At 68.1% G+C, this 19,118-nt stretch carries 20 protein-coding genes and 2 riboswitches; of the genes, 15 read left to right on the plus strand and 5 right to left on the minus strand.

Annotated features, from left to right (window positions below):
- Positions 1-64 precede the first annotated feature (64 nt).
- A complete protein-coding gene (locus tag AC5P53_RS01965) occupies positions 65-1,228 on the minus strand; it encodes a serine hydrolase domain-containing protein (protein ID WP_069117774.1) in 1,164 nt (387 codons plus the stop codon).
- A gap of 67 nt (positions 1,229-1,295) precedes the next feature.
- Positions 1,296-2,225, minus strand: coding sequence for a retropepsin-like aspartic protease (locus AC5P53_RS01970; protein WP_241887574.1), 930 nt, complete (start codon positions 2,223-2,225; stop codon positions 1,296-1,298).
- A 106-nt stretch (positions 2,226-2,331) separates the two neighbouring features.
- Between AC5P53_RS01970 and AC5P53_RS01975 the strand changes: the two genes are divergently transcribed.
- From AC5P53_RS01975 to AC5P53_RS02005, 7 genes are all read left to right on the plus strand, one after another.
- Positions 2,332-3,039: a response regulator transcription factor gene (locus AC5P53_RS01975; RefSeq protein ID WP_014648590.1), complete on the plus strand. Its 708-nt coding sequence runs from the start codon at positions 2,332-2,334 to the stop codon at positions 3,037-3,039.
- A 32-nt stretch (positions 3,040-3,071) separates the two neighbouring features.
- The gene (locus tag AC5P53_RS01980; protein WP_014648589.1) at positions 3,072-4,370 is read left to right on the plus strand and encodes a sensor histidine kinase; all 1,299 of its coding nucleotides are present in this window, start codon (positions 3,072-3,074) and stop codon (positions 4,368-4,370) included.
- Positions 4,371-4,442: 72 nt separating this feature from the next.
- On the plus strand, positions 4,443-4,943 hold the full coding sequence (locus tag AC5P53_RS01985) for a MarR family winged helix-turn-helix transcriptional regulator (RefSeq protein ID WP_111206766.1): 501 nt from the start codon (positions 4,443-4,445) through the stop codon (positions 4,941-4,943).
- Positions 4,940-5,680, plus strand: a complete 741-nt coding sequence (locus AC5P53_RS01990) for a DNA alkylation repair protein (RefSeq protein WP_014648587.1) — start codon at positions 4,940-4,942, stop codon at positions 5,678-5,680. The genes AC5P53_RS01985 and AC5P53_RS01990 overlap by 4 nt, the downstream gene beginning before the upstream one ends.
- Positions 5,681-5,727: 47 nt before the next feature.
- A complete protein-coding gene (locus AC5P53_RS01995; protein ID WP_134809356.1) occupies positions 5,728-6,066 on the plus strand; it encodes a DUF6616 family protein in 339 nt (112 codons plus the stop codon).
- Between the two features lie 90 nt (positions 6,067-6,156).
- Complete coding sequence (locus tag AC5P53_RS02000) at positions 6,157-6,414, plus strand: hypothetical protein (RefSeq protein ID WP_014038658.1); 258 nt, start codon at positions 6,157-6,159, stop codon at positions 6,412-6,414.
- Between the two features lie 294 nt (positions 6,415-6,708).
- A complete protein-coding gene (locus tag AC5P53_RS02005) occupies positions 6,709-7,782 on the plus strand; it encodes a 3-deoxy-7-phosphoheptulonate synthase (protein WP_134809357.1) in 1,074 nt (357 codons plus the stop codon).
- 262 nt (positions 7,783-8,044) lie between these two features.
- On the opposite strand, the gene AC5P53_RS02010 is transcribed toward AC5P53_RS02005, so the two are convergent.
- Positions 8,045-8,662 carry a trimeric intracellular cation channel family protein gene (locus AC5P53_RS02010; protein WP_005411215.1) on the minus strand — a complete coding sequence of 206 codons (618 nt, stop codon included), beginning with the start codon at positions 8,660-8,662 and terminating at the stop codon, positions 8,045-8,047.
- 82 nt (positions 8,663-8,744) lie between these two features.
- A riboswitch (glycine riboswitch) is annotated at positions 8,745-8,850 on the minus strand.
- Between the two features lie 13 nt (positions 8,851-8,863).
- A riboswitch (glycine riboswitch) is annotated at positions 8,864-8,953 on the minus strand.
- A gap of 40 nt (positions 8,954-8,993) precedes the next feature.
- Here AC5P53_RS02010 and AC5P53_RS02015 point away from each other — a divergent pair.
- From AC5P53_RS02015 to AC5P53_RS02025, 3 genes are all read left to right on the plus strand, one after another.
- Positions 8,994-9,269 (plus strand): GIY-YIG nuclease family protein, encoded by a 276-nt coding sequence (locus AC5P53_RS02015; protein ID WP_111206764.1) that lies wholly within the window; start codon positions 8,994-8,996, stop codon positions 9,267-9,269.
- Positions 9,270-9,413: 144 nt separating this feature from the next.
- Positions 9,414-9,845, plus strand: a complete 432-nt coding sequence (locus AC5P53_RS02020; RefSeq protein WP_134809355.1) for a nuclear transport factor 2 family protein — start codon at positions 9,414-9,416, stop codon at positions 9,843-9,845.
- Between the two features lie 3 nt (positions 9,846-9,848).
- On the plus strand, positions 9,849-10,265 hold the full coding sequence (locus AC5P53_RS02025; RefSeq protein WP_049408667.1) for a hypothetical protein: 417 nt from the start codon (positions 9,849-9,851) through the stop codon (positions 10,263-10,265).
- Between the two features lie 92 nt (positions 10,266-10,357).
- On the opposite strand, the gene AC5P53_RS02030 is transcribed toward AC5P53_RS02025, so the two are convergent.
- The gene (locus tag AC5P53_RS02030) at positions 10,358-11,638 is read right to left on the minus strand and encodes an NAD(P)/FAD-dependent oxidoreductase (protein WP_142235122.1); all 1,281 of its coding nucleotides are present in this window, start codon (positions 11,636-11,638) and stop codon (positions 10,358-10,360) included.
- Positions 11,639-11,761: 123 nt separating this feature from the next.
- Between AC5P53_RS02030 and AC5P53_RS02035 the strand changes: the two genes are divergently transcribed.
- Both AC5P53_RS02035 and AC5P53_RS02040 read left to right on the plus strand, forming a co-directional pair.
- A complete protein-coding gene (locus tag AC5P53_RS02035; protein ID WP_014648580.1) occupies positions 11,762-12,541 on the plus strand; it encodes an NYN domain-containing protein in 780 nt (259 codons plus the stop codon).
- A gap of 112 nt (positions 12,542-12,653) precedes the next feature.
- Positions 12,654-13,274: a glutathione S-transferase family protein gene (locus tag AC5P53_RS02040; RefSeq protein ID WP_014648579.1), complete on the plus strand. Its 621-nt coding sequence runs from the start codon at positions 12,654-12,656 to the stop codon at positions 13,272-13,274.
- Between the two features lie 96 nt (positions 13,275-13,370).
- On the opposite strand, the gene AC5P53_RS02045 is transcribed toward AC5P53_RS02040, so the two are convergent.
- On the minus strand, positions 13,371-15,548 hold the full coding sequence (locus tag AC5P53_RS02045; protein ID WP_197604966.1) for a primosomal protein N': 2,178 nt from the start codon (positions 15,546-15,548) through the stop codon (positions 13,371-13,373).
- A 412-nt stretch (positions 15,549-15,960) separates the two neighbouring features.
- Between AC5P53_RS02045 and AC5P53_RS02050 the strand changes: the two genes are divergently transcribed.
- The 3 genes from AC5P53_RS02050 to AC5P53_RS02060 all read left to right on the plus strand — a co-directional run bounded on the left by AC5P53_RS02050 (position 15,961) and on the right by AC5P53_RS02060 (position 19,110).
- A complete protein-coding gene (locus tag AC5P53_RS02050; protein ID WP_180835836.1) occupies positions 15,961-16,965 on the plus strand; it encodes a hypothetical protein in 1,005 nt (334 codons plus the stop codon).
- The gene (locus AC5P53_RS02055; protein WP_032958258.1) at positions 16,958-17,539 is read left to right on the plus strand and encodes a DUF3106 domain-containing protein; all 582 of its coding nucleotides are present in this window, start codon (positions 16,958-16,960) and stop codon (positions 17,537-17,539) included. The genes AC5P53_RS02050 and AC5P53_RS02055 overlap by 8 nt, the downstream gene beginning before the upstream one ends.
- Before the next feature lie 206 nt (positions 17,540-17,745).
- Positions 17,746-19,110 (plus strand): MATE family efflux transporter, encoded by a 1,365-nt coding sequence (locus AC5P53_RS02060; RefSeq protein WP_046432753.1) that lies wholly within the window; start codon positions 17,746-17,748, stop codon positions 19,108-19,110.
- Positions 19,111-19,118: the final 8 nt, after the last annotated feature.

Below are 19,118 nucleotides of genomic sequence, written 5' to 3' on the forward strand. Positions count from 1 at the left end.
ATCCACACGCCATGCATGGTTGCTCCCATCCCTCCGCACTCCCCGCCCAGGGATCATCGCGCCTTCATTCGACGAAGGCCTTCGCCGCGCCGTATTCCCACTGCCATGGCACGCCGGTATCACCCAGCACGAACGCCACCAGTGCCGGGAAGGTGGCCTCGGCCCGTACATCGTTGCCCAGGATCACCACGCAGCGTTTGTGCCGCTCGATGCACACCAGGGTGTTGCCGACCGCATCGTCGTGGCCGCCCTTGTAGAAGCCTGCACCCTGGGGGCCACGGAAGGTCACCACGCCCAGGCCCGCGGCCAGATCCCGGTGCTGCTGCGCAACGGGCAGCTCCGGCTGCAGCGTTGGGAACTGGCTGGCGGTGGTGATCGGCAGCTGCGGCCGCACCAGTTCCCTGCGCATTGCCGCAGACAGCCCATCGCCGCGCACATAACCGGCGGCGAAGTGGGCCATGTCGGTGATGGTGGTATCCATCGATCCTGCCGCCCGCACACGGCTGCGTTGATCGTGCGGCTCTGTATTGCCTTCGACGGTCCAGCCATCGGCCAGGTTGCCGGCGAAATCCGCGCGCCACGACATGCTGGTGCGCGCCATGCCGAAGCGATCGAACACGCGCTGCTGCATCAACGCACCCACATCCTCGCCCAGTCGCCCACGTTCGATCACGAACTGCAGCAGGATCAGGCCCTCGCCGGAATAGCCGTAGCGGCTGCCGGGCTCGAAGTGGAACTTCAACCGGCCATCCGGTTCGAGAAAGCCGAAGTTGGCAAAGCCGCTGGCGTGATTCAGCAGCTTTCGGGGCGTGAGCCGGCGCCAGCGTGCATCACTCGCCAGCACGCTGTAGTCGGCGTACTTTTTCGGTTCGGGCGGGTAGTCTGGCAGCGGCACGTCCAGAGCTGTGGCGATGCTGGCATCCAGATCGATCACCCCGTCCTGCGCCAGCTGTGCGACCAGGTGGCCGAAGGCCATCTTGGTGAGCGATGCGGCATACATCACGGTGTCGGTGCGCAGCGGCTCGCCTGCGGCGTTGCGTTCACCGTAGGCGGCCACATGCACCACCTTGCCGTCATCGATCACCGCCAGCGCCATCCCGCGCGCATGGGCCGCCTGCATCAGCCGCCGTGCTTCGGCATCGATGCGAGTGGGCGAGGGCACGGGTGGCGGCGCGGCCAGTACCGCCAGCGGGAGTAGCGTCAGCAACATCAGGGTGGCACGGCACATGCGTGGAACTCCTGGTGGGGCGCACGGTGATGCTACGCCGGGCTGCCGCTGGCGTCATCGCCAGATGTCAGCCGGCCTGCGGCCGGCGCAGGCAGATCCGCGCCGCGCCGGCACCGATGTCCACCTGGCCGCCGCGCATTGCATCGGCACCGAGGATCAGCGCCGGCCGGCCCTCCAGGCCGATCGCCTTGAACACCGGCAGTTCGCTGATGCGGACCTCCATCGACGGGTGCTGCCAGCCGCCGCCGGTCATGCCGGGCAGGGTGTACAGCCAGGTTGCCTGCTTGCCGCCGCCCAGGCCTTCGGTGCCCTTTTCACGCACCCGCACCCGCGCGTCGCTGCCGTCGGTGCGCAGCCCCAGTGCGCGGGCGGCTTCGGCGTTGAGGACGGTCTGTGCGGCACCGGTGTCGACCACGGCGATGGCGTCCACCGCAGGCGCGCCCAGTGCAAGCGTGATGAAGCCGAACTGGCGCAGGCCGCCAGTGCGGCCGGGCAGCGCATTGGGCTGGCAACCCGGTCCTTCCAGGTTCAATCCGCCGGGTGTCCACAGCGCCAGTTGATTGCGGCCGAAGTCCCAACGGGTGTCCCAGCGCCCGGTCAGATCGTTGCCGATCAAGCCGTCGATGGCTGGATCATCATCCTTCGGCAACGATGACAGATCGACGTTCATGGCTTCGGCCTGCAGCTGCCAGCTGCCCAGCTGCCAGGACGTGCTGCGCATGCGCTGCAACCGCGCCGAAGCTGCACTCGCCCCTTGCGCCTGTGATACCTCTGCATCCGCATCCTCCAGGCCATAGCGCCGCACGACGCGGGCATCGACCAGCGTTGCCCCGGCGGCACTGTCGACCACGAAGCGCAGCGGTTCGGCGCGCCCGTCCAGCGAGACGGCCACCGCCGGATGACCGCCCTGCATCCACATCGGCAGGATGTGCGCGGCGGCGTTGGAGGCGAGCGCAGGCAAGGGAGCGGCGAACAGGGGCAACAGGAAGAGGCGCAAGGGAAGACTCCGCAGTGATCGTGGGTGACCATTGGCGCACGGCGGCGTATCGCCGGAATATCGGCGTTGATACCGTCCTGATACACAGGTGCTGGATACTGTCCGAATGAGTACTCCCATCCGTGTCATCGTCGTCGACGACGATGCCAGCATCCGCGACGCCATCGCCGACCACCTGCTGCTGCACGGCTACCAGGTACGCCTGGCGGCGGATGCGGCGGCACTGGACGTGCTGCTGCAGGCCGAACGACCGGACCTGATCATCCTCGACTGGATGATGCCCGGTGAGGATGGGCTGTCGGTCTGCCGCAGGCTGCAGGCGAGGGCGATCCCGATCCTGATGCTGTCGGCGATGGGGGCTGCACCGGACCGCGTGATCGGCCTGGAGATGGGCGCGGACGACTACCTGGCCAAACCCTTTGATCCGCGTGAACTGCTGGCGCGGGTACGCGCACTGCTGCGCCGTCAGGACAAGCTGCGCACGCAGGTGGCCAGCGAACTGCGGTTTGATGGCTGGCGATTGCTGCCCGACCAGCGTCGCCTGTTCGCACCGGACGGTGCCGAGCTGGTGCTGAGTCGTGGCGAGTTTTCCCTGTTGCTGGCGCTGGCCGAACGTCCCGGGCGGGTGCTGGGGCGTGAGCAGCTGCTGCAGTTGAGTCGCGGAGAAGCCAGTGACAGCGTGGACCGTGCCATTGACCTCGCGATCAGCCGCCTGCGCCGCAAGCTCGGGCAGGCCGCGTCCGGGGCAGAAGCCCTCGTGCAGACACTGCGCGGGGAAGGGTATCGCTTCGACGCTGAGGTACAGGTGCTGTGAGCAGCCGGTGGTCGACCACTCGCTGGATCGCGATGCTGGCGCTGGCCAGCCTGCTGCTGGCAACCCTGGCCAGCGTTGCAGTGGTGGGTTGGATGCCCCGGCCCGCGCCGCCACCGATGCGGCTGGACCATGCGATGCAGGTACTGCGTGGGGAACAGGCGCCGGCGTCACTGGGATTGCGCAGGGCGACGCAGGACGCGCCCCCCCAAGGTAGCGCCAGCGACTGGCTCGCGCAGCTGGCGGCCGCGCAGATGGGCATGCCGGCCGAGGATGTACGCCTGGCATGGACGGGGCAGGGCAGGGCGCCCGATGTGCAGGTCATCGAGGGTGGCGCGGTACTGGACGCCTCCGGTCGTGCTGGCGTGCTGAAATCACAGGCCGCGCTGCTGACCGCGATGCAGTGGCCGCCGTTTGAACTGGGGATGCGCCAGGCCGACGGCCGCTGGCGGGTGGTCGGCAGCGACCATAGTGACCTGGCGGCCTGGCGCCGCCAGGTGATGCTCGCCCTGTTGGGCGGTGCGATCCTGCTGGCGCCGTTGGCGGCGTGGGCGTCGATCCGGTTGGGGCGCCCGCTGCGGCGCCTGGCCGAAGCGAGCGCACGCGTCGACCTGCAGGCCGAGTCGCCATTGCCCGACGATGGCCCACGCGAAGTGCAGATGCTGGCCGCCGCGATCAGCACCGGTCGCGAACGCCTGCGGGTCCAGGCACAGGACATGACCCATATGCTGGCGGCAGTGGCGCATGACCTGCGCACGCCCCTGACCGGCCTGCGCCTGCGCGCCGAGTTCGCTCCCGCACCACAGGCCGCCCGGATGGTGGCGGACATCGAACGCATGGACGCGATGATCGAGCAGGTGCTGGACTATGCACGCGGCGAGCTGCAGCCCTTGCAGATGCGCTCGCTGGATCTGGCTGCCCTGCTGCAGGAATGCCTGCAAGGGGCGCTGCTGCGCGGGGTCGACATTTCGCTTCAGTGCCCGGATACGCTGCCGTGGCATGGCGATGCGCTGCTGCTCCGGCGCGCGGTCGACAATCTCATCGACAACGCCGAGCGTTACGCGGGCGCCGTGGAGCTGCATGTCGCCGTGTGGGGACATGGGGTGCAGCTGGATGTGATGGATCGCGGGCCGGGCATCGCCGAAGCTGATCGTGTCCGCCTGCTGCAACCGTTCCAGCGCAGCGAAAGCTCGCGCAGTCGCGCTACCGGTGGGACCGGGCTGGGACTGGCCATGGCCGCCAACGTGGCCAGGCGTCACGCAGGCGAACTGCAGCTGCTGCACCGCGAGGGTGGCGGGCTGATCGCGCGCCTGCTGCTGGGAAAGCTCCCCTGATATCGGCTGTGATTTACAGGTAGCGGCTATCCGGTGATATGATTAGGCGCCTAACCATATCGCGTTCGTGAGATGATCGAAGCCAAGCATCAGGCCCTTCTGGAGGAATCGCAGCGACGCGGCCACGCCAACATCGCGCAACTGCGCCTGTGCTTCCAGCTGCTCTCGTTGTCCTCGTCGATCGATCGCGACTGCGCCGCGCGGCTGGCACCGCATGGGCTCAGCGAGGGCCGCTTCGTCGTGCTGTTCCTGCTGCACGGGGCCGGTGGCACGCTGCCGCCGCACCTGCTGGCCGAGCGTGCCGGCGTGACCCGTGCCACCATCAGCGGCCTGCTCGATGGCCTGCAGCGTGAAGGCCTGCTGCAGCGTCGCAGCGATGACGGGGATGGCCGCCGTCTGCAGATCGTATTGACCGCACCGGGAAAGCGCTTGGCCGAGTCGTTGTTCGAGCAGCACACGCAATGGATCAGCGGCCTGTTCGACGGCCTGGATGCGGGTGAACAGCAGCAGCTGTCGCAGCTGCTGCACAAGGTCTGGCAGCACACGGACGGCGGGCGGGAATCGGCAGCATGAGCACGCCCGTTCCTGCGCAAAGGCTGCATGCACTCAACAGTGGCAGCGCTGCTGCCACCCATCTGGCCGAATGCCTGGCCGTGGATTTCACCGCGCTGCTGCAGGTGGTGGCGCCTGCCCTTGAGCCGGAATCGCTGCAATGCATGCGCGATGCCTCAGGCAAGGGCATCACCCAGCGCATGGCGCTGGCGGCGCGGTTGCTGCACGAAGCCGGACAGGGGGAGCCTGCGCGCTGGCAGGCGCATGCGTCAGACACGGTGCGTGGCTGGGCCTGCTACCTGATCGGCGGCGACGCCGACGCGACGCTGCCGGCCAAGCTGCAGGCGATGCGGCCACTGGCTGACGACCCGCACTTCGGCGTGCGCGAATGGGCGTGGCTGGCGCTGCGTGCCGACATTGTTGCCGCACCACTGCAGGCGCTGGAGTACCTGCAACCATGGACGCAGGAAGGATCGCCGTACCTGCGCCGCTTCGCCTGCGAAGCGCTGCGCCCGCGCGGCGTGTGGGCCACACATGTCGCGCTGTTCAAGCGGCAGCCGGAACTTGCAGAGGCGATGCTGGAAGCACTCGCCGACGACCCGGAGCGCTATGTGCAGGACTCGGTCGGCAACTGGCTCAATGATGCCGGCAAGACACAGCCGCAGTGGCTGCGTGCGCTGTGCGCGCGCTGGCAACAGCAGCACCCTGGTGATGCCAATGCCTACATCCGCAAACGCGCCATGCGCTCGCTCCGGTAGTGCCGGCCGCTGGCCGGCAACCCCCAAACCTTCAAGGAAGAAGCAGCATGTCGCACACCTTCATCGAGCTCTATACCGCCACCCCCGCCTGGACCACGCTCCAGCCCGAGCAGCGGAATGCCTTCTTCGCCCGTATCGGTGCAGGCATGCAGCAGTTCGATCCGGTCCGCATCACACTGCTGGCGATGGGCCGCATTGCCAGGGGCGTACAGCACGGCAGCGATGAGCAGTTCTATGCGGTCTGGCGCTGTGCAAGCCGCGCGGACGCCGATGCGCTGGTGGCCGGCATTGCCGCCACCGGTTGGCATCAGTACTTCGCCACCGTCAACGCCGTCGGCGCAGACGATGGGATGGGGCAGCACCTTGCCGACCTGGCCGCCTTGTAGCAGCGTCTCCGTACGCGCATGGCACATGCGCCTGTCACCCGGACGCGGTAAACAGGACATTGCCCATGTCCATCCGCAGGGAAGTTGATCATGCAGAGCACGCTCCAGGTCACGCTGTTCGGCCCGCTTGGCGACAGCCCGGCATTGCAGTTGCCGGGGCGGGAAGGGCCGTCGGTGGCCATCCCGGAGGCGGCCCTGCGGCGGTTGGTCTCCGACCTCTACACCGCCCGTTCCCTGCTCAATCCCGAGCAGCTGGACGAGGCCAGGCAGGAGCTGGACCGCGTGCTGGAGCGCTGGGCCGACATCCACGAAGGCCTGTTGCTGGACGTGGAAGTGCATGGCAAATGAGCGGCTTTGCGTGGCTGCTGCCGCGTGGGCAGCGCCGGCGCGCGCCTCGCTGAACCGCACCCGCGGTTGCGGATGAAACATTTTGCACTGCGCAAAAGCTGTGCTATCAATACACCCCATGAACGCAGCCGCCACCCGCTTTTACTGGTATTACTTTCCGAAGCCACTGGCGGAGGAAGGACTGCGCTCATCCTGAAGAAAGCTTCAGACGCATTCCCGAAAGCCGCCAGCGAACCTGGCGGCTTTTTTCATGCCGCCACGCTGGGGACCCCAACGTTCCGGAGATCTCCTGCAATGCCCCCGCACACCGACGACCTGCGCATCCGCACCATCGAACCGCTGACACCGCCTGCCCAGCTGCTGGCGATGCTGCCCTGTGACGATGAAGCCTCCGACACCGTCAGCGCCTCGCGCGCGGCCCTGCACCAGATCCTGCACGGCCGTGACGACCGCCTGGCAGTGGTGGTGGGCCCGTGCTCGATCCACGACCCGAAGGCCGCCATCGAATACGCCCAGCGCCTGAAGCCGCTGCGCGACGCGCTGGCCGGCGAACTGGAAATCGTCATGCGTGTGTACTTCGAGAAGCCGCGCACCACGGTGGGCTGGAAGGGCCTGATCAACGACCCGGACCTGGACGGCAGCTTCAGGATCGACAAGGGCCTGCGCATCGCACGCGGCCTGCTGCGCGACATCAACAAGCTCGGCCTGCCGGCCGGTGTCGAATTCCTCGATGTGATCTCGCCGCAGTACATCGCCGACCTGGTGGCGTGGGGCGCGATCGGCGCGCGTACCACCGAAAGCCAGGTGCATCGTGAGCTGGCCTCGGGGCTGTCGTGCCCGGTCGGCTTCAAGAACGGCACCGATGGCAACGTCAAGATCGCCGCTGACGCGGTGGGTGCGGCGTCCAACCCGCATCACTTCCTGTCGGTCACCAAGCAGGGCGGCACCGCCATCGTGTCGACCACCGGCAATCCGGATTGCCATGTGATCCTGCGTGGCGGCAAGCAGCCGAACTACGACGCCGGCAGCGTCGCCGACGCCTGCCAGGTGCTGGCCAAGGCCAAGCTGCCGACGCGCCTGATGATCGACGCCAGCCACGCCAACAGCCTGAAAAACCCCGAGAACCAGCCGAAGGTGATCGAAGACATTGTTGTTCAGCTGGAAGACGGCGAACAGCGCATCGTTGGCGTGATGATCGAGAGCCATCTGGTCGGTGGCCGCCAGGAACTGGTGGAAGGCCAGCCGCTGGTTTACGGGCAGAGCATCACCGATGGCTGCATCGACTGGGACACCACCGTGACGGTGCTGGAGCGTCTGGCTGCGGCCGTGCGCGCCCGTCGCGACGTGAAGGTGTCCGAAGCAGCCTGATCGAAGCCGCCTGAGTGCGGCACGTGTGTGGATGGCGGCCAGCGCCTGCGGGGGTGCGGCCGCGATCAGGGCCGGTCGGAGTTGGAGGCCGGCCCATCTGCACCGGCGATGCGCCTGGCGCTGCGCATGAGCGACAGCGCCAGGTACATCGCCGGGGTGGTGATACCGCTTCCTGTAGCGTCGAGCCATGCCCGACCTGCGCGCGAAGCGCGTTGGTTTCCTGCAAAGAGCAGTCGAGCATGGCTCGACTTTACGAAGAGGCTCAATGCACTTCGTCGTGGTACACGAACTTCGGCATTTCCCAGCGGTAGTGGATCGCCAGCAGGCGCAACGCGAAGCCGCCGCCGAGGCAGCACAGGATCGCGGTGGCATCGGCCACGCCCCAGTGCAGCAGCAACAGATAGGCCGCGCCGGTCAGCAGCGCGATGATCGCGTACAGCTCCTTCTGGAAGATGAGTGGCACCTCGTTGCAGAGGATGTCGCGCAGCACCCCGCCGAACGCGCCGGTCAGCATGCCGGCGATCAGCACGATCGGCATTGCATGGCCGGCTTCGCGCGCGATCGAGCAGCCGATCAGGGTGAAGGCGATCAGGCCCAGCCCGTCGAGCACCAGGAAGGTGCGGCGGAAGTGGTGCATCCAGCGCGCCACCCAGGTGGCGATCAGCGCCGCGCACACGGTGAAGCCCAGGTACTCGGGGTGCTTCACCCAGCCCAGCGGGTAGTGGCCGAGCAGGATGTCGCGCAGTGAACCACCCCCGAGGGCGGTGACGCAGGCGATCATGACCACGCCGAACAGGTCCATGCGGCGGCGGCCGGCGGACAGTGCGCCGGTCATGGCTTCGGCGGAAATGGCGATCAGGTAGATGATGGACAGCAGCATGGGACAGGCTCCGGGCGCGGTGGGGCCGGCCATGCGCGACCACCGCCACTGCCTGCGCAATGACGGGATGACGATGACCGGTGCCGCTCCCGCTGTCCTTTTGCCTGAGAGTTCAGCGGCATGGGCCGCGTGCCCCTTCGGCGGATCGCCCCGGGCATGCCCGGTGACCTCTCTCCAGCTCGGCGAGTCGAATGCATGGTTGGTGGGATTCCAGCCCACCGGCCTGAGCGATCATGGGAGCCTGCGCCTTCGGCGGGCGCCAGCGCGGCGCCTCTCTCCTGCATTCGGGTGCCAGTATATCCGCTGCAGTGCAGCACGGCATAATCCAGGCATGGCCTCGTCCGTCCGCCCGTGGTTCCTGTACCTGCTCGAATGCCGCGATGGCAGCTATTACGCCGGCATCAGCACCGATGTGGAGGCGCGTTTCGCCGCCCACCAGGCCGGCAAGGGCGCGCGCTACACCCGGGCCCGGCCGCCGCTGCGCGTGCTGGCCGTGCGCGAATACCCGGACCGGGCCGCCGCCTCGCGGGCCGAGTGGCAACTCAAGCAGCAGCCCCGCGAACGCAAGCTGGCCTGGCTGCAGGCAACGGATCCTGCGCTTCTGTAGAGCCGAGCCCACGCTCGGCTGTTGTTCCGTCTGCCCGATGCGGGAGCCGAGCACGGGCTCGGCTCTACAGTAGATCCACGCCCTGCGTGGATGGGCTACCCGGTCCATGCGATGATCGCCCCGCGCCCAGAGCTGGAGACCCGGATGTCCACGATCGCCCTGCTATTCGCTCTCTCCGCAGCAACGAGCCCTGCCGCCGACCCCGCCACGATCGCGGCCATCGAAGCCACCTGCCACGACCACGTCGATGGCCAGCTGGAGGCCGATCCGCAGCGCGTCGCCCGTTCGCTGCACCCGGACCTGGCCAAGCGCGCGGTCCTCGGCGATACACCCGACGAGCGCCTGGGCCTGCGCCGGATGTCGAAGGAAGAGCTGGTCTCGTTGACGAAACAGGGCGCGCTGAAGACCCCGAAGGATCAATGGGATCGCCGCTGCACGGTGCTGGACGTGACCGGCAACGCGGCCTCGGTGCGGCTGGAAACCCCGTGGTTCGTCGACTACTTCCACATGGGGCGTTTCGACCAGCGCTGGGTCATCGTCAACGCACTGTGGTACCCGAAACCGAAGGCGCACTGAGCGATGCGTGCCGCCGGCAACGCATGGATCTCCGTCGTCGTGCTGGTCGCCGGCATCGCGCTGCTGCCTGGCCTGCTGTATCTGCTCGGGCTGGCATTGGTGGACGGTCGGCCGAAGCCGGCCGACCGCGCGCCCAGTGGTGTGGCTGCGTGCAGCGGTGAGCCACGGGCGGGATACCAGCCGATGAACCCCTGGCGCTTCACCGCCCAGTTCTTCGACAAGGACGGGATGAAGAACAAGGTGCCTGAAGTGGAGCGGGAGGCCTTCTGGATTGCCCGGCGCCACCTGTGGCGGCAACCTCGGCGCGGCATGCTGCGCTGGCATCTCAGCAGCACCGCGTTGGCGATCTGGATCACCCGGCATTGGAGTACCGCGCAGATTGCGGACACCGCGAGGAAGGAGGACTTCTGCCGGAAGTAGATCCACGCCATGCGTGGATGGCGCTCCATGTTTGTTGACGGGGTCAGAGCCCTTTCCCGCGGAAAGGGATCCGACCCCTGTTGCGTGCGGCCTTACCGCCTCGGCCGCCGGTCGTCCTGATCATCACCGAAGATGATGCGCGCGCTGCGTTGGTAGCTCCAGTACGCGACCGCCCAGTTCAGCAGCACCACGATGCGGTTGCGGAAGCCGATCAGGAAGAACACGTGCGCGGCCAGCCAGAACCACCAGGCCAGCACGCCGGAGAGCTGCAGCCGGCCCAGGTGCACGATCGCGGCCATGCGGCCAATGGTGGCGAGGTTGCCGTAGTCGGCGTACTTGAACGGCCCCGGTGCCGCCTTGCCATGCAGGCGCGCGCGGACCACCTCGGCCACGTACTTGCCCATCTGCTTGGCCGCGGGCGCCACGCCGGGAACCGGCTTGCCGTCGGCCTGGCTCAGTGCGGCCAGGTCGCCGGCCACGAACAGCTCCGGGTGATCGGGCAGGGTCAGGTCCGGCTGCACCTGCACGCGGCCGGCGCGGTCCAGCGGCACGTCCAGCGTGCGCGCCAGTGGTGAAGCGGCCACGCCGGCGGCCCAGACCACGGTGCGGGCCGGCACGAACTGCTCACCGAGCTTGAAGCCCTGGCTGTCGATGTCGCTCACCGGGGTACCGGTCAGCACTTCCACGCCCAGCTTTTCCAGCTGGCGGCGCGCCTTCAGCGAAAGCACTTCCGGGAACGAGGACAGCACGCGCGGCCCAGCCTCGACCAAGCGCACCTTGGCGCTGGCCGGATCGATGTGGCGGAATTCGTTGCGCAGCGTGTGGCGCGCGATCTCGGCCAGCGTGCCGGCCAGTTCGACGCCGGTGGGACCACCACCGACGATGGCGAAACTCAGCCACGCCGCCTTCCTGGTCGGGTCCGGTTCGGCCTCGGCACGCTCGAACGCCAGCAGCAGCTTGCGGCGCAGCGCAATGGCATCGTCCAGCGTTTTCAGGCCGGGGGCATCTTCGGCCCACTGGTCGTTGCCGAAGTAGGCGTGGGTAGCGCCGGTGGCCAGCAGCAGGCTGTCGTAGTCCAGCGTGCTGCCATCGGCCATGCCGATCTGCCGTGCCTGCTTGTCGATGGCCACCACTTCGCCGAGGCGGACTTCCACGTTGCGCTGGTGGCCGAGGATGTGGCGCAGCGGTGCGGCGATATCCGGCGCGGACAGGCCGGCGGTGGCCACCTGGTACAGCAGCGGCTGGAACAGGTGATGGTTGCGGCGGTCGACCAGGGTGATGCGTATGCGCTCGCGGGCCAGGGCACGGGTGGCCCAGAGACCGGCAAAACCGCCGCCGACAACGACCAGGTGGGGAACGCGCTCGCGACTCATCGACTCACTCCAGTGGGGGCATTGGGGGAAGCGCCTGGCATCTTCGCACGGCGGCCACCTGTCACGTCAGCGCCTGGGTGGATCGGCGATACTCGGGTTCAGGCAACCGCCCGCGAGGAATCCATGAGCGAACCGGAAAAGCGCATCGCCCTGTTGATCGATGCCGACAATGCGCCGGCCTCGAAGATCGACGAGGTCCTGGCCGAAGTCGCCCGCTATGGCGTGGCCAACGTGCGCCGTGCCTACGGCAACTGGAAGAGCCCGCGGTTGAAGGGCTGGGAAGCGGTGCTGCACGAATACGCGATCCGCCCGATCCAGCAGTTCGCCTACAGCAAGGGCAAGAATGCGTCGGACATGGCGATGGTGATCGATGCCATGGACCTGCTGTACGCGCGCAACCTTGATGGCTTCGCCATCGTGTCGAGCGATGCCGATTTCACCCCGATGGTGATGCGCCTGCTGACCGACGGCGTGAAGGTGTATGGCTTCGGCGAAAAGAAGACGCCGGAACCGTTCGTCAACGCGTGCTCGAAGTTCACCTACCTGGAAGCGCTGGGCCAGACCCACGCCAGCGTGCCGGATGCCGAGCAGGCATCGAGCGAACAGGCATCGAACGAGCCCGTCGCCAATGATGATGCACGCCCGCGCAAGAGCGGGGCGGAGATGCGCAGCGACACCCGGCTGGTGAAGATGCTGCGCCGCGCGGTGTCCTCGGCCGAGGGCGAGGATGGCTGGTCGCACCTGGGGCCGGTCGGCAGCCAGATCGGCAACCAGGCCTCGTTCGATCCGCGCAACTATGGCTACGGCAAACTCAGCGATCTGCTGGCGGCGATCGGCCTGTTCGAGCTGAAGAAGGACGGCAAGTCGTCCTACGTGCGCGCGCTGCCAAAAAAGAACCGGTAGTGCCGGCCGCCGGCCGGCAGCGCGCAGGCGCCCGATCCCGCATCCTGCACGCACATCTCCACTCCAATCAGGCGTATCGTTGCCGCTCGCATTGCCAGCAAGGAAAACCCGCATGTTGAAGATCTGGGGCCGCCGCAATTCCAGCAACGTCCGCAAGGTGCTGTGGTGTGCCGAGGAGATCGGCCTGCCGTACGAATCCATCGAAGTCGGCGGCAGCCATGGTGGCACGCAGACGCCGGAGTACCAGGCGATGAATCCCAACGGCCTGGTGCCGGTGATCGAGGACCACGGCCTGCCGCTGTGGGAATCGAACACCATCGTGCGTTACCTGAGCGCGCGCTATGCGCTGGGCACGCTGTACGCCGAGGACCCGATGGAGCGCGCGCAGGCCGAAAAGTGGATGGACTGGAGCACCTCGCGGATGGCGCCGCTGTACAGCGACCTGGTCTGGGGCATCATGCGCACCGCGCCGGCCGACCGTGACGAAGCGCGCATCAGCGCGGCCATCGTCCGTGCCGGTGACTACCTGGCGATGGCCGATGCCACCCTGGCCACGCAGCCATGGCTGTCGGGCGGGACGTTCGCGATGGGCGACATTCCGCTCGGCTCGCTGGTGTACGCCTGGTATGAACTGCCGATCCAGCGCCCGGACCTGCCGCACCTGGCCGAGTGGTATGCGCGCCTGCGTGAGCGACCGGCCTACCAGCGCGGCGTGATGTCGCCGCTGACGTAAGCGAAGGCGTCCGGGGTCAGAGCCCTTTTCTGCGAAAAGGGATCCGACCCCAGGGCATCGGGGTCGGATCCCACCCGACGGGTGGGCTCTGACCCCTCAATAAAGATCCGTTGGATCCACATCCAGCGACCAGCGCACCTTGCGTGCTTCCGGCAGCGCGTACAGCTGCGGAACCAGTTGCGAAAGCACGCCATGCAGCGGCGGCCGCTGCACCGCAGACAGCAGCAGCTGCGTGCGCTGGTAACCGGCCCGCCGCGGCATCGGCGCCGGCATCGGCCCGTAGGCCTCGACCACGTTCTGTTCGCCCAGCAGGTGCCGGGCTGCCAGCAGGAATGCATTGGCATGCTCCACCTGCTGCGCTTCGGCGCGCATCAGCGCCAGATGCGCGAAGGGCGGGAATCCGGCCGCCTGGCGCTGGTTCAACTCGGCTTGCGCGAACGGATGGTAGCCACCGCTCACCAGGGTTTCCAGCAGCGGGTGCCCGGGGTGATGGGTCTGCAGCCAGACCTCGCCCGGGTCGCGCGCACGTCCCGCGCGACCGGCCACCTGGATCAGCTGCTGCGCCAGTTTTTCGCTGGCGCGGAAGTCGGCCGAGAACAGGCCCTCATCGATACCCACCACCACCACCAGGGTCAGCTTGGGCAGGTCGTGGCCCTTGGCCAGGATCTGCGTGCCGACCAGGATGCCGGGCTGGTCGCCCAGTTTCGCCAGCTGCTGTTCCAGCGCGTCGCGCCGTGAGGTGGTGCCGCGGTCGATGCGCACCACCGGGAAGTCGGCGAAGGCCGCAGTGAGATGTTCTTCCAGGCGTTCGGTACCGATGCCCTGCGGTTGCAGCGCCAGGCTGCCGCAGGCCGGACATGCCAGCGGCGCCGGTTGCCGCGCGCCGCAGTGGTGGCACTGCAGGCGACGACCGCCACCATGCACGGTCATCGGCGCATCGCAGCGCTGGCATGGCGCGGTCCAGCCGCAGTCGTGGCACAGCAGCACCGGTGCGTAGCCGCGGCGGTTCTTGAACACCAGCACCTGCTGGCCACGCTGCAGATGCTCCCCGATGCCGGCCAGCACATCGGCCGAGAGGCCGTCATGCAGCGGGCGCTTGCGTACATCGAGGATGCGCACGCGCGGTGGCCGCGCATCGCCGGCGCGCTGTTTCAGGCGCAGGTGGGTGTAACGCCCGGCGTAGGCGTTGTGCAGGGTTTCCAGCGAGGGCGTGGCACTGCCCAGCAACACCGGAACGCCCAGCGACTTGGCCCGGACCAGGGCGAAATCGCGCGCGTGGTAACGGATGCCGTCCTGCTGCTTGTAGCTGCCGTCGTGTTCCTCGTCGACGATCAGCAGGCCGGCCTGGGGCAGCGGCGTGAACACCGCTGAGCGGGTGCCGACGATGACGCGCGCTTCGCCGCGTGAGGCCGCTGCCCAGACGCGCGCGCGCTCGTTGTCGTTCAACCCCGAGTGCAGCGCATGCACGGCGATGCCGAGGCGGCCACGGAAGCGTGCCAGGGTCTGCGGGGTCAGGCCGATTTCCGGCACCAGCACCAGCGCCTGCCTGCCCTGCGCCAGGCAATGGATGATCGCCTGCAGGTAGACCTCGGTCTTGCCGCTGCCGGTCACGCCATCCAGCAGGAACGGCTGGAAGCCGTCGGCGGCAGTGATCGCGGCCACCGCCTCGGCCTGGTCCGGGTTGAGCGTGGGACCGGGCAGTGGCTGCGCGTGTTGGGGGGCCACGCTCAACGCAACCCGCTCGGCCAGCCCGCGCTTGGCCAGGCTGCGCGCGGCGGTGCGCCAGTCCTGCATGCGTTCGCCCAGCACGTCCTCATCCACGATGGCTTCGGCCAGCAGCTCGGCCAGTTGCCGTGGACGGCTGCCGGCGCGCAGCTTTTCACGCTGGGCGTGGCCTTCGGTGGTCAGCTGCCAACCCCAGTGGTGTGTGTCGGGCAGGACCTCGCCATGGCGCAGCGGGCCGGGCAGGGCGGTGCTCAGCACCTCGCCCAGTGGCGCATGGGTGTAGCGCGCCAGCCATTGCAGGCTCTGCCACAGTTCCCCCTGCAGCAGCGGCTGCGGGTCGCACCAGGCCAAGGCCTGGCGCAGTCCCTGGCCGTCGTCGGTCTGGCCGTGCCCCACCACCACACCGACCAGCTCCCGGTTGCCGAACGGCACCTTCAGGCGGCAGCCGACCGCGACCGCCGGTGCATCGCCCTCCGGCGACAGGTAGTCGAACAGGCGGGGCAGGGGGACAGGCAGTGCGACCTGCAGGGTCGGAATCGGTGAAAGCATCGGGCCAGTGTAACGGGCCATGCGCGCGCGAACGGCAGCAGCGGGAGCGGCGGGGCGGCGCCCGTTGAATCATAAATGTCACCTAAATATCGGTGTCCATTGGAGATTCAGTCTTATCCACATGTTCTGTGGATAACGTTGTGCGTTAACGGCCATCGGAAACGTAGAAGGCCGATGGCGACGGCCTCACGCTTGGGTTGGTCAAAAAATCGCCACACGACAAAAGACAATAAAATCAATATCTTAAGTGTGAAACAATGCTGAAACAGAGTGAATTCAGCCCGAAGCCACAGTTTTCGCCGGAGGGGGCGTGGTGCTGTGCACAACCTGCAGCACGAAGTGCCTGTGGGCGCAAGTCCTACGGGCGTCGATGGCCTGCCGCTATCATGCCGGCAGACCTTTGGAGTGACCGATGACGGCTGTGCCCGCCCCTGTTTCCTCGACCGCGGCCGGCGCGCTGTCGGCGTTCCTGCGTGGCGTCGAGCGCCGTGCCCTGGTGGTCGCTGAACTGCAGTGCGGCGATGCCGCGCGTGCCGAGCAGACCCTGGTGGCGGTGATGCGCGCCTTTGCCGCAGTGGCCAGCGACCTGCCGATGGCGCAGTGGCCGACCCGCTTCTGGACCCTTCTGGGCCAGCGCCAGGCGCTGCGCGAGCCGGTGGGCGGGCAGTGGCTGCCGCCGTTGGCCGTGCTGGGCGCGATGCCGCCGCTGCCGCGCCTTGCGCTGCTGCTGCGGGTGGGGGGCAGCCTGGACGAGGGCATCGCCATGCGCGTGCTCGACCAGGACGAGGCCGGCTACCAGCACCTGCTGGCCGACGCCTGCCCGCGTGATGCCCACGGCCAGCCGGATGCCTCGGCCTGGCGCCAGTTGGCCGAACAGGTGCAGGCGCGTATCCGTGAGTTGCCGGCCGCGCGCCTGCAGCAGCTGCAACAACCCGCCGCCGCGACCGCCCACAATGAAGCCCCGACCCCGAGCTGGCGCGCACCGCAGCGCGATGAGCGGGCGGCCGCCAATGGCAAGCGCCGTCGCACGAACGCCAAGCCACGTTGGCGCGGTCCGCTGATCCTGCTGGCGACCGTGGCGGTACTGTTGGCCGCAGCGCTGGGCTGGCGCCACTGGCAGGGGCATTCCTTCGGCAGTGATGCACCGCTGCCGGAGGGGGTGGTGGGCGAAGCCGGTCCGGTTACGGTGGAAGCCCTGCCACCCAGCAAGGTCAACGCCACGCCGGATGCGACCACGGCCCAGGCCACGGACGACGCAGCGATGCTGGCCGATCGTGACTACCCGCTGGTTGCCGATGCCGACCTGTACGCGTGGACTGCCGCGGGCGGCCCGCTGCCGGTGGATGAATCGCAATCCAGGCCGAGCCGGCCGGAGCCGGCCAGTGCCACGCTGGAAACCGCTGCTGCCGATGAATAAGTCCGTGTTCGCCAGCCTGCTGCTGGCCCTGCCGTTGTCGCTGTCTGCCGCGCCGCAATCGTTGAACGTGCCGTTGCCGCCACCGACGTCGCCGGCCACGCCGGTGGCTTCGCCAGCACCGTCGACGGCAGCACCCTCTGGCTTCGCCCAGCTCGATGCGCAGCAGCAGCGCCAGCGCCGCGCCGACTACGCCGCCTGGCGCGCGCTGCCGGAAGGAGAGCGCGAGCGCATCCGCCAGGCGGCTGCGCGATTCAATGCGCTGCCTGCGGACCAGCAGCAGCGCCTGCGCCAACAGTTCCGCGACCAGGACCAGGCGTTCCGCGACGGGTGGCGGCTGGGCCCGCAACTGGGCCTGGAATTCCCCAAGCTGCATGGCTTGTTCGGCTTCGTGCCGCCGGAACAGCGCGAGACCGCGCTGGCCGTACTGCGCCAGCTCAGCCCGGCGCAGCTGGCCCAGCTGACTCTGGTCGCGCAGCGCACGCCACCGCAGGAACGCGACGCAGTGCGCAGCGCTTTCCTCGCCGTGCCCGCCGCCGAGCGCGACAGCTGGCTCAAGCGCCAGGCCGGCCAGTAAAAAAGGGGACGGAGGGGATTAAGTCGCATCCGGCACTAGTGGGCCTGAAACGACTTAATCCCCTCCGTCCCCTTTTTGTGTGGGGCGGCTGAAACCCAGCATTCACGCCATGTCATGGGAATGCTGGCGCCGCCCGCGTAAGATGGGCGCCCGCAACCCGGTGCCTGTGCCCTTCGCGCGCAACCGCAGTTCGCGTCAAGCACCTTATGTCTACTGCAACCTCCACGCCGCGCTTCAGCAAGGAAGTCGGCGCCACCGGTCTGCTCGCCCTGCCGCTTGTGCTGGGCCATGTGTCCACCGGTCTGATCTCCTTCGTCGACAACGTGATTGCCGGCCACCACGCCACGGCCACACTGGCCGCCGTCACCATCGGTACGGCGCTGCTGTGGCTGCCGATGCTGATTCCGATCGGCACCCTGATCTCGCTCACCGCCTCGGTGTCGCAGCTGCATGGCGCCGGCCGCGAGCGCGAGATCGGCCCGCTGTTCCGCCAGGCACTGTGGCTGGCCTTGGGGCTGGGCCTGATCATGTTCACCTTCCTCACCGTGGTGCCGCCGCTGCTGCCGTCGTTCGGCATCGCGCCGGACATCGTGCCGGGGGCGACCGCGTTCCTGCATGCGGTGCGCTGGGGCGGACCTGCGCTGACCCTGTACTTCTGCATGCGCTATCTCAGTGAAGGCATGCACTGGACGCTGCCGACGATGCTGCTCGGCTTCGGTGGCCTGCTGGTGCTGGCACCGATGGGCTATGTGCTGGCCAACGGCAAGCTCGGCTTCCCGGAAATGGGCGCCGAAGGCCTGGGCATCGCCTCGGCGGTGATGATGTGGCTGCAGGCGATCGCCTTCGCCACCTACCTGTGGTTCACCAGGCGCTTCGCCCATCTGCAGCTGTTCTCGCATTTCGAAGGGCCGCGCTGGAAGGCGATCTGGGACTTGCTGCGCACCGGCCTGCCGATCGGCATCACCGTGCTGATGGAGGGCGGCCTGTTCATCGTCACCGCGCTGCTGATCGGCCGCCTTGGTGCCAACGAAGCCGCTGCGCACCAGATCGCGATCAATGTCGCGCAGCTGTGCTTCATGATCCCGATGGGCGTGGCCGAGGCCACCACCGTGCGCGTCGGCCATGCGGTCGGCCGTGGTGACGGCTTCGGCGTGCGGCGTGCGGCCTGGGCCGGTTACGCGATCATCATGGGCACGCAGACGTTGTCGGCGGCGGTGCTGCTGTTCGGCCACGATGCCATCGTCGGTGTGTACACCAACGACCTGGCGGTGGCCGGCCTGGCCTCGACCCTGCTGCTGTACGCGGCCACCTTCCAGTTCCCGGACGGCATCCAGGTGCTGTCGGCCGGCGCGCTGCGCGGCCTGAAGGACACCCGCGTGCCGATGTTCATCGCCATGTTCGCGTACTGGGGCCTGGGCATGCCGCTCGGCGCCGGGCTCGGCCTGGGGCTGGGCATGGGCCCGCAGGGCATGTGGATCGGCCTGATCGTCGGCTTGACCGCCGCTGCCATCCTGATGGGCTGGCGCCTGCGCCGCAGCAGCCAGCGCATCGGGCAATCCGCGCTGTCCTGATCTTCCCG

The sequence above is a fragment of the Stenotrophomonas sp. YJH_SMC_82 genome, from assembly GCF_059368875.1.

What these genes read in the sequence shown, in the direction of transcription:
- AC5P53_RS01985 (WP_111206766.1), top strand. Translation starts at nt 4,443, where the DNA reads ATGATCGAAGCCAAGCATCAGGCCCTTCTGGAGGAATCGCAGCGACGC.
- AC5P53_RS02060 (WP_046432753.1), top strand. Translation starts at nt 17,746, where the DNA reads ATGTCTACTGCAACCTCCACGCCGCGCTTCAGCAAGGAAGTCGGCGCC.
- AC5P53_RS01980 (WP_014648589.1), top strand. Translation starts at nt 3,072, where the DNA reads ATGCTGGCGCTGGCCAGCCTGCTGCTGGCAACCCTGGCCAGCGTTGCA.
- AC5P53_RS01975 (WP_014648590.1), top strand. Translation starts at nt 2,332, where the DNA reads ATGAGTACTCCCATCCGTGTCATCGTCGTCGACGACGATGCCAGCATC.
- AC5P53_RS02010 (WP_005411215.1), bottom strand. Translation starts at nt 8,662, where the DNA reads ATGCTGCTGTCCATCATCTACCTGATCGCCATTTCCGCCGAAGCCATG.
- AC5P53_RS02025 (WP_049408667.1), top strand. Translation starts at nt 9,849, where the DNA reads ATGCGTGCCGCCGGCAACGCATGGATCTCCGTCGTCGTGCTGGTCGCC.
- AC5P53_RS01965 (WP_069117774.1), bottom strand. Translation starts at nt 1,228, where the DNA reads ATGTGCCGTGCCACCCTGATGTTGCTGACGCTACTCCCGCTGGCGGTA.
- AC5P53_RS02035 (WP_014648580.1), top strand. Translation starts at nt 11,762, where the DNA reads ATGAGCGAACCGGAAAAGCGCATCGCCCTGTTGATCGATGCCGACAAT.
- AC5P53_RS02015 (WP_111206764.1), top strand. Translation starts at nt 8,994, where the DNA reads ATGGCCTCGTCCGTCCGCCCGTGGTTCCTGTACCTGCTCGAATGCCGC.
- AC5P53_RS02055 (WP_032958258.1), top strand. Translation starts at nt 16,958, where the DNA reads ATGAATAAGTCCGTGTTCGCCAGCCTGCTGCTGGCCCTGCCGTTGTCG.
- AC5P53_RS02030 (WP_142235122.1), bottom strand. Translation starts at nt 11,638, where the DNA reads ATGAGTCGCGAGCGCGTTCCCCACCTGGTCGTTGTCGGCGGCGGTTTT.
- AC5P53_RS02020 (WP_134809355.1), top strand. Translation starts at nt 9,414, where the DNA reads ATGTCCACGATCGCCCTGCTATTCGCTCTCTCCGCAGCAACGAGCCCT.
- AC5P53_RS02040 (WP_014648579.1), top strand. Translation starts at nt 12,654, where the DNA reads ATGTTGAAGATCTGGGGCCGCCGCAATTCCAGCAACGTCCGCAAGGTG.
- AC5P53_RS02005 (WP_134809357.1), top strand. Translation starts at nt 6,709, where the DNA reads ATGCCCCCGCACACCGACGACCTGCGCATCCGCACCATCGAACCGCTG.
- AC5P53_RS02050 (WP_180835836.1), top strand. Translation starts at nt 15,961, where the DNA reads ATGACGGCTGTGCCCGCCCCTGTTTCCTCGACCGCGGCCGGCGCGCTG.
- AC5P53_RS01995 (WP_134809356.1), top strand. Translation starts at nt 5,728, where the DNA reads ATGTCGCACACCTTCATCGAGCTCTATACCGCCACCCCCGCCTGGACC.
- AC5P53_RS02000 (WP_014038658.1), top strand. Translation starts at nt 6,157, where the DNA reads ATGCAGAGCACGCTCCAGGTCACGCTGTTCGGCCCGCTTGGCGACAGC.
- AC5P53_RS02045 (WP_197604966.1), bottom strand. Translation starts at nt 15,548, where the DNA reads ATGCTTTCACCGATTCCGACCCTGCAGGTCGCACTGCCTGTCCCCCTG.
- AC5P53_RS01990 (WP_014648587.1), top strand. Translation starts at nt 4,940, where the DNA reads ATGAGCACGCCCGTTCCTGCGCAAAGGCTGCATGCACTCAACAGTGGC.